Origin of the sequence: Rhodococcus sp. T7, from assembly GCF_009872365.1 — a bacterium.
GTDB lineage: Bacteria > Actinomycetota > Actinomycetes > Mycobacteriales > Mycobacteriaceae > Rhodococcus_F.
This window is the reverse complement of sequence record NZ_WXYH01000126.1, coordinates 1-5,703: the sequence shown is the minus strand read 5'-3', so window position 1 is coordinate 5,703 and position 5,703 is coordinate 1. Positions and strand designations below refer to the sequence as shown.

Annotated in this window: 6 protein-coding genes; all 6 read left to right on the top strand. The window is 67.0% G+C overall.

Translation table 11 applies throughout. From position 1 onward, the window contains the following. Positions 1-576 (top strand): 5-deoxy-glucuronate isomerase (gene iolB / locus MLGJGCBP_RS15300; RefSeq protein WP_160096633.1); only part of this gene is annotated, 576 nt, incomplete at its 5' end. After that, a complete protein-coding gene (gene iolD / locus MLGJGCBP_RS15295) occupies positions 573-2,531 on the top strand; it encodes a 3D-(3,5/4)-trihydroxycyclohexane-1,2-dione acylhydrolase (decyclizing) (protein WP_201453071.1) in 1,959 nt (652 codons plus the stop codon). The genes iolB and iolD, both read left to right, overlap by 4 nt. A 35-nt stretch (positions 2,532-2,566) precedes the next feature. Continuing rightward, positions 2,567-3,472, top strand: a complete 906-nt coding sequence (locus MLGJGCBP_RS15290) for a sugar phosphate isomerase/epimerase family protein (protein ID WP_072947093.1) — start codon at positions 2,567-2,569, stop codon at positions 3,470-3,472. A 26-nt stretch (positions 3,473-3,498) separates the two neighbouring features. Then, positions 3,499-4,566: a Gfo/Idh/MocA family protein gene (locus MLGJGCBP_RS15285; RefSeq protein WP_160096630.1), complete on the top strand. Its 1,068-nt coding sequence runs from the start codon at positions 3,499-3,501 to the stop codon at positions 4,564-4,566. A gap of 5 nt (positions 4,567-4,571) precedes the next feature. After that, the gene (locus tag MLGJGCBP_RS15280; RefSeq protein ID WP_087559477.1) at positions 4,572-5,444 is read left to right on the top strand and encodes a sugar phosphate isomerase/epimerase family protein; all 873 of its coding nucleotides are present in this window, start codon (positions 4,572-4,574) and stop codon (positions 5,442-5,444) included. A gap of 11 nt (positions 5,445-5,455) precedes the next feature. Beyond that, positions 5,456-5,703, top strand: a 248-nt coding sequence (locus tag MLGJGCBP_RS15275; RefSeq protein ID WP_160096628.1) for an aldehyde dehydrogenase family protein, incomplete at its 3' end; no start/stop codon positions are given.

Sequence of the window (5,703 nt, the reverse complement as noted above, 5' to 3'; positions counted from 1 at the left end):
TGCGGCGCCCGCGCCCGGCAGAAGTTCCCGTTCCGCTACGTTCCGGCCGCGGACGTGTCCGTCGAACTGCGCGGCGCCGGCAACTGCAGCCGGCAGGTGCACAACTTCGGCACCGCCGACCGGTTCGAGGCCGACTCGATCATCGCGTGCGAGGTCATCACTCCCGGCGGCAACTGGTCCTCGTACCCCAGCCACAAGCACGACGAGAACAGCGACGTCGAATCCCAGCTCGAGGAGATCTACTACTTCGAGATCGCCGAAGCTGGCGACACCGCAGTGGATTTCGGCGGCACCGGATTCGGCTACCATCGTGTGTACGGCACTCCCGAGCGGCCGATCGAGGTCCTCGAGGAAGTGCGATCCGGCGACGTGGTCCTCGTTCCGCACGGCTACCACGGACCGTCGATCGCCGCCCCCGGACATCACATGTACTACCTGAACGTGATGGCCGGGCCGGGCGAAGAACGCTCCTGGAACATCTGCGACGACCCGGCACACACCTGGCTGCGCGGCAGCTGGGAACACCAGACCGTCGATCCCCGCCTCCCCCTCCACGCACCGTCCGAAGGAGCATGACCGTGGTGTCCACCGCGCCGATGTCGGCGAGCAAGAACCCCAACGCCGAGGGCACCGTCCACCTCACGGTGGCTCAGGCGACCATCCGATTCCTCGCCAATCAGTACGTCGAGAGGGACGGCGAACGCACCAAGTTCTTCGCCGGCTGCTTCGGCATCTTCGGCCACGGCAACGTCGCCGGACTCGGTCAGGCACTGCTGCAGGCCGAGATCGACGCCGTCGAGGCAGGCACCGATCCGGAACTGCCGTACGTCCTCGGCCGCAACGAGCAGGCGATGGTGCACAGCGCGGTCGCGTACGCCCGCCAGAAGGATCGCCTGCAGACGTGGGCCGTGTCGGCCAGCGTCGGACCCGGCTCGACCAACATGCTGACCGGTGCGGCGCTCGCCACCATCAACCGGCTGCCCGTCCTGCTGCTGCCCGCCGACACGTTCGCCACCCGCGCGAGTGCACCGGTGCTGCAGGAACTCGAACTGCCGTCGAGCGGGGACGTCACCGTCAACGACGCGTTCAAGCCGCTGTCGCGCTACTTCGACCGTGTGTGGCGTCCGGAACAGTTGCCCTCGGCGCTGCTCGGCGCGATGCGCGTGCTCACCGACCCCGTCGAGACGGGTGCGGCCACCGTCGCCATCCCGCAGGACGTGCAGGCGGAGGCGTTCGACTGGCCCGAGTCGATGTTCGCCGAGCGCACGTGGCACGTCGCCCGGCCGCTCCCCGAGAAGTCGGCGATCGCACGGGCCGCGGACGTCATCCGGTCGGCGAAGAAGCCGCTGATCGTCGCGGGCGGTGGCCTCATCTACTCCGGCGCCACCGCGGCGCTGGCGTCGTTCGTCGAGTCCACCGGCATTCCGGTCGGCCAGAGTCAGGCCGGCAAGGGTTCGCTTCCGTACGACCACCCGCAGTCGGTCGGGGCGATCGGCTCGACGGGCACGACCGCGGCCAACGCGCTCGCCACCGAGGCCGACGTGATCATCGGCATCGGCACCCGCTACAGCGACTTCACCACGGCGTCGCGCACCGCGTTCAACAACCCCGACGTGCGGTTCGTCAACATCAACGTGGCGTCGATCGACTCGGTGAAGCAGGGCGGCGTCAGCGTCGTCGCGGACGCCCGCGAGACGCTCGAGGCACTCGCCGAGGCACTGGGCGACTACCGTGTTTCCGACGAGTACCGTTCGCGCACGGCAGAACTCGCCGCACACTGGGAGTCCACCGTCGACGCGGTCTACAAGATCGACGACGACTCGCTCGGCCTGAACCAGAACCAGGTCATCGGACTCGCCAACACACTGTCGGACCCGCGCGACGTGGTGGTGTGCGCCGCCGGTTCGATGCCCGGCGACCTGCACAAGCTGTGGCGCACCCGGGACTCGAAGGGTTACCACGTCGAGTACGGCTTCTCCTGCATGGGTTACGAGGTCGCCGGCGGCATCGGCGCCAAGATGGCGTGCCCCGACCGCGACGTGTTCATCATGGTCGGCGACGGCTCCTACCTGATGATGGCCACCGAACTCGTCACGGCCGTGCAGGAGAACGTCAAGGTCATCGTGGTCCTCGTGCAGAATCACGGTTTCGCGTCCATCGGATCGCTGTCGGAGTCGCTCGGCTCCCAGCGTTTCGGCACAGATTACCGCTACCGGGGCGACTCCGGCCGGCTCGACGGCGACCTCCTGCCCGTCGATCTGGCGGCCAACGCGGCGAGCCTCGGCGCCGACGTGATCCGTGCGAACACGGCCGCCGAATTCACCGACGCCGTCAAGGTGGCGAAGGCGAGCGACAGGACCACCGTCATCCACGTCGAGACGGACCCGCGGATCGCCGCCCCGGACAGCGAGTCCTGGTGGGACGTTCCGGTCAGCTCGACCAGCACCCTCGAGTCCACGCAGAACGCGTACGAGACGTACGCGCAGTGGAAGAAGATCCAACGTCCGTTCCTCCGCCCGTCCGGCAACTGACCCGCCCCCAGCAGAACTTTCGAAAGGATTTCCCGATGAGCGTCATTCGCGTCGGATCGGCCCCCGACTCCTGGGGCGTGTGGTTCCCGGAAGACCCGCAGCAGACCCCGTACGGCCGGTTCCTCGACGAGGTGTCCGCATCCGGTTACGAGTGGATCGAGCTGGGGCCGTACGGCTACCTGCCGACCGACCCGCAGCAACTCCGTGACGAGCTGGCCGCCCACAATCTGAAGCTGTCGGCGGGCACCGTCTTCGAGCACCTGCACCAGGACGATTCCTGGGATGCCGTGTGGACCCAGATCGAGGACGTCGCGAAGCTGACCGCCGCCGTCGGCGGCAAGCACGTGGTCGTGATTCCGGAGATGTGGCGCGACCCCGGCACCGGCGAGGTGCTCGAGGACCGCAACCTCACCGCGGAGCAGTGGAAGAAGAAGACCGGCGGCATGAACGAGCTGGGCAAGAAGATGTTCGAGCAGTACGGCGTGAAGGCGCAGTACCACCCGCACGCCGACAGCCACGTCGACACCGAGGAGAACGTGTACCGCTTCCTCGACGGCACCGACAGTGAATTCGTGAACCTCTGCCTCGACACCGGCCACATCAGCTACTGCGGCGGCGACAACCTCGCCATCATCGAGCGGGCCCCCGAACGGATCGGCTACCTGCACCTCAAGCAGGTCGATCCCGAGGTCCGCGCCAAGGTCGAGGCCGAGGACCTGCCGTTCGGCGAGGCTGTCAAGCTCGGCGCGATGATCGAGCCCCCGCTCGGCATCCCCGACCTGCCGCCGCTACTCGCCGCGATCGAGAAGCTCGACATCGACGTGTTCGCGATCGTCGAGCAGGATCTCTACCCCTGCGCCGTGGACGTGCCGCTCCCGATCGCCCAGCGCACCCGTAAGTACCTGGGATCCTGCGGGATCCCGTCCGTCAAGTTCGTCTAACCGACCACGTCAGGAGCTAGTCAGCTATGTCCGAGAGCAACGACCTGCGCATCGCCGTCCTGGGTGTGGGAATGATGGGCGCCGACCACGTCGCGCGGATCACCGACCGCATCAAGGGGGCGACCGTCGCCGTCGTCAACGACTACTTCACCGAGAAGGCCGAGGAGATCGCTGCCGGCATTCCCGGTTGTCGCGTGGTCAACGACCCGCTCGACGCGATCGCCGACCCCGGTGTCGACGCGGTCGTCCTGGCCACCCCCGGCCCGACACACGAGAAGCAGCTCCTGGCCTGCCTCGAGCACGGCAAGCCGGTGATGTGCGAGAAGCCGCTGACCACCGACGTCGCCACGTCCCTCGAGATCGTCAAGGCCGAAGCCGAACTCGGCAAGAAGTTGATCCAGGTCGGCTTCATGCGGCGCTTCGACCACGAGTACGAGCAGCTGAAGGCCCTCATCGACGACGACGTGTTCGGGCGGGTGCTCCTCGCCCACTGCGTGCACCGCAACCCGGTGGTACCGCCGAGCTTCGACAGCTCGATGATCGTCAAGGACTCGCTGGTCCACGAGGTCGACGTCACCCGCTTCCTGTTCGACGAGGAGATCACCTCGGTCCACGTCCTCAAGCCCGCCGCGAATCCCGGTGCGCCCGAGGGACTTCAGGACCCGCAGATCGCGTTCTTCAGCACCGAGTCCGGCCGCCACGTCGACGTCGAACTGTTCGTGACCACCGGTGTCGCCTACGAGGTGCGCACCGAGATCGTCGCCGAAAAGGGTTCGGCGTTCATCGGCCTCGACGTCGGACTGGTCCGCAAGTACGGCACCGGCGCGGGAACCGGCCGCTCGGGCGCAGGCATGTACGGCGGAGAGATCACCCCGTCGTTCAAGGAACGCTTCGGTCAGGCGTACGACGTCGAGATCCAGCGGTGGGTGAACGCCGTCCGCGCGGGTGCGGAGACCGGCAACTACGTCGACGGCCCCGGCGCGTGGGACGGCTACGCCGCCGCCGCGGTGTGCGCGGCCGGCGTGCAGTCACTGGAGACGGGTGAGCGCGTCACCGTCGAGATGGTCGACCGCTCGTCAATTCCGGGGGCATGATCACGATGAAGATCGCACTCGACCCCACCCCGTTCCACCACGACTACTCGCTTCTCGAATTTCCTTCCGTGGTCGCGGAACTCGGCTTCGAGCACCTGCAGCTCACGCCGCACCGCGACATGATCCCGTTCTTCAACCACCCGAAGGCCGACGACGAGTTGGTCCGGCAGTTCCGCAAGGCCTGCAGCGACGCGGGCGTCGGCATCGCCTCCGTGTTGCCGGTCCTGCGGTGGTCCGGCCCGGACGAAGATGCCCGCGAGGCGGCGGTGCGGTATTGGAAGCGTGCCATCCAGATCACCGTCGACCTCGGTGTGAACGTGATGAACACCGAGTTCAGCGGTCGCCCGGAGAAGGCTGAGGAGTCGGAGCGCGCCTTCTACCGGTCGATGGAGGAACTCGTCCCCATCATCGAGCGTGAAGGCATCGACGTTCGCATCGACCCGCACCCCGACGACTTCGTCGAGAACGGTCTGGACGCCATCCGCATGATCCGCGGCATCAACTCCAAGAACTTCGGGCTGGTGTTCGTTGCGTGCCACTCGTACCACATGGGTGCCGGGATGCTCGAGATCATGCGGGCGGCCGGCGACATGCTGCGGCTCGTGCACGTCGCGGACACGATGGATCACCACCGTTCCCACGGCTTGCGGTACATCACCAACCCGCCCGGCAACCCGGTGCGCGTGCATCAACACCTCAAGATCGGTGACGGCGACCTCGACTGGGACGAGTTCTTCGGCGGTCTCGGCGAACTCGGCTTCTACGACAAGCCCGACACGGTGATGGTGTCCAGCGTTTTCGCCGAGGACGAGAACGCACACGACGTCTCCCGCTACCAACTGAAGACCATGAAGGATTACATCGCGCGCACGCGGTGAAAGGACAACACATGAGCACCAACATCACTCGCGAGATCGCACACTGGTCCGACGGTAAGAGCTTCGCCGGCACCAGCGGGAACACCGCACCCGTCACCAACCCCGCCACCGGCGCCGTCACCGGACAGGTCGCCCTCGCCAGCATCGAAGACGCCCGCGCCGTCATCGACGCCGCCGCGGCGGCGTTCCCCGCGTGGCGCGACACCTCCCTCGCCAAGCGCACCCAGATCATCTTCAAGTTCCGGGAACTGCTCAACGA